Raw genomic sequence first — 2886 nt, 5'->3', positions numbered from 1 at the left:
CATATTGGTTCTTCCTGCAGATAAACGTACTTGCGTTTCAGGCATAATAATTCTTGTGGTAGCTACCATACGAATCATTTCCCATATTTCAACTGGTTTTTCATCTTCAAGTGGCGTACCTTCAACCGCAACTAAAGCATTAATTGGCACCGATTCTGGTTGTGGGTTTAATGTAGAAAGTGCAACTAACATACCTGCTCTATCTTCAATACTTTCACCCATCCCAATAATTCCACCGCTACATACTGTAACATTAGTTTTTCTAACGTTTTCAATAGTTTCAAGTCTGTCCTCAAAACCACGAGTTGAAATTACTTCTTTATAATATTCTTCTGATGAATCTAAATTATGATTGTAGGCATATAATCCTGCCTCTGCTAAACGATGTGCTTGATTTTCAGTTATCATACCTAAAGTACAACATACTTCCATATCCAATTTATTAATGGTACGAACCATTTCTAACACTTGATCAAATTCTGGACCATCTTTAACATTTCGCCAAGCTGCACCCATACAAACGCGTGATGAACCGGAAGATTTTGCTCGTAATGCTTGTGCTTTTACTTGTGAAACAGACATTAAATCATTTCCTTCAATATCGGTATGATATCTTGCCGCTTGTGGACAATATCCACAATCTTCAGGGCAACCACCCGTTTTTATAGATAAAAGTGTAGATACTTGAACCGTATTAGGATCGTGATGTTCTCTGTGAATTGAAGCCGCATCAAACAACAAATCCATTAATGGTTTATTGTAAATAGCAATTATTTCTTCTTTCGTCCAGTTATGTTTGGTAAGACTCATAAAATCATAAATTAATGCCTCAAAAGTACTAATTTACATTTGAAGAAAAAATTTATGCGCTAAGTTTTTATAAATTTAGATAAGCAAGAAGCGGTTTTAAAAAACAGACAATCTTGTAAATTAATTAGTTACGAGTTCCTTTTTTTAAAATAGTCTACGGTATTTGTTTTATCAATTTCTAATTGCGATTTAAGCGCTTCGAAAGATTCGAATTTTTGTTCGTCTCTAAGTCGCTCAATAACATTTACTTGAATTTCTTGACAGTAAATATCTTCTGAAAAATCTAATAAATGCACTTCAATTGTCGGAACATTATCACCTAAGGTAGGTTTAATTCCAATATTCATCATCCCAAAAATAGTTTGATTATTCACAATTGCAGATACTACATAAACCCCATTTTTAGGGATTAGTTTATAGTTTTCTGAAACCTCAATATTTGCGGTAGGAAAACCAATAGTTCTTCCTAATTGATTGCCTTTAACAACGATTCCGGACAACATATAAGAATATCCAAGATAGGCATTCGCTAATGAAATATTACCTTCTAAAAGCGAATGTCTAATTTTTGTAGAACTTACAGCAACTTCATCGACTTGTTTTGCTGAAATTTCTTCTACTTCAAAACCAAACTCTTTACCAAAAGCGATTAAATCATTAAAATCGGCAGCTCTGTTTTTTCCAAACTTATGGTCGTATCCAATAATAATTTTCTGAATATTTAGTTGTTTTACCAAAATTTGTGCTACAAATTCTCTTGGTGATAATTCAGAAAACAACTTATCAAATGGATGAATTATAAAGTTTTGAATGCCTTTTTGTTTTAAAAGCTTAGCTTTTTCAGCCATTGTATTTAACATTTTTATTTCCGAATCGTTAGAAACGATTAATCGCGGATGAGGAAAAAATGTGAGCAATACACTTTCTAAATTTTCTTGTTTGGCTGTGTTACAAATTTTATCTAAAATGACGTTATGTCCCAAGTGAACTCCGTCAAAAGTTCCAAGGGTTACTATTGTTTTTCTAGAGGGCTTAAATTCGTTAAGAGATTGATATATTTTCAAAGTCAATTATATATTTATGCAAAAATAAAAAGGATTGGCAAAAACCAATCCTTTTTATGAAAAAATATTAAAAATTTACTCTTTTATAAAACGTAATGTTTTAGTTGCTTCGCCTAAATTTAAGTTTAAAAAATAAACACCATCAGATAAACTTGAAACATTTACAGATAAATCTGCTTCAGATGAAATTTGTTGAGTTACAACTTTTTGACCTAAACTATTATAAACTTCAATTTTGCCTAATCTTTCTATACCTTGAGGTACATTAACTGTCAAGAAATCTCTTGATGGATTCGGGTAAAGCATAACATCTTCAATTAAACTAAAACTATCAGTTGACAAGGCAGCATTATTGGTAAAGTAACTAATTCTAGAAATAACAGTATCATCTGGATTGCCAGTTTCAACAAAATCAGGCACATTTACAACGGTTGTCGCGCCTGCGGTTACAGTGTAATAGCCTTGTACAACTCCATTATATAATCCATCTCCAAAAGAATCAATTACTGTTAAATAATAACAATCATTTGCAGGCAACGTCCAAGATTGATTATTAACCAATATTTGAGTTCCAGAAGTTATATCTGTGTAAGGACCTCCGCTATATAAAGTTGAACCAGCAGCATTTTTTAAATTCCATCTTATTTCAGTGCCATAAGAATCCCCAACTAAATTAAACGTAAATGAGGTTGCATTTGCATACGATAATGATGAACCAGTACCGAAAGTTTTTGTCGCAGTGTTGTTAGAAGCTCTTTGATCTGTTCCATTTGCAGCTGTTATAGATACATTTAAAGTACCATTAACTGTTGAATTAGTTAAAGAAACAATTGCATATTTATTAGGTGCTAAATTACCTGTCCAATTTTGCGAATAAGTAGTTCCCCCATTCATATTATAAGACAATGTAGCAGAAGTTAAGTTGGCAGTTCCTCTATTGTATAGCAAAACTTTTTTAACTGGCGCAACTGGATTAGGAGTAACACAAGTTGCAGTAGTACTTTCGCAAATA

3 protein-coding genes are annotated in these 2886 nt (G+C 32.3%); all 3 read right to left on the bottom strand.

Features of this window, described 5'->3' with window-relative positions; genetic code table 11:
* Positions 1–810 (bottom strand): biotin synthase BioB (gene bioB / locus ACIQ11_RS10090; RefSeq protein ID WP_396154542.1); only part of this gene is annotated, 810 nt, incomplete at its 3' end.
* Positions 811–938: 128 nt separating this feature from the next.
* Complete coding sequence (locus tag ACIQ11_RS10085) at positions 939–1874, bottom strand: bifunctional riboflavin kinase/FAD synthetase (RefSeq protein ID WP_396154540.1); 936 nt, start codon at positions 1872–1874, stop codon at positions 939–941.
* Positions 1875–1949: 75 nt separating this feature from the next.
* On the bottom strand, positions 1950–2886 hold a 937-nt coding region (locus ACIQ11_RS10080), incomplete at its 5' end, for a T9SS type A sorting domain-containing protein (protein WP_396154538.1).

The organism is Flavobacterium sp. (genome assembly GCF_044361065.1).
In the GTDB taxonomy this organism is placed as follows: domain Bacteria; phylum Bacteroidota; class Bacteroidia; order Flavobacteriales; family Flavobacteriaceae; genus Flavobacterium.
This window is presented reverse-complemented; position numbering and strand designations above follow the sequence as displayed.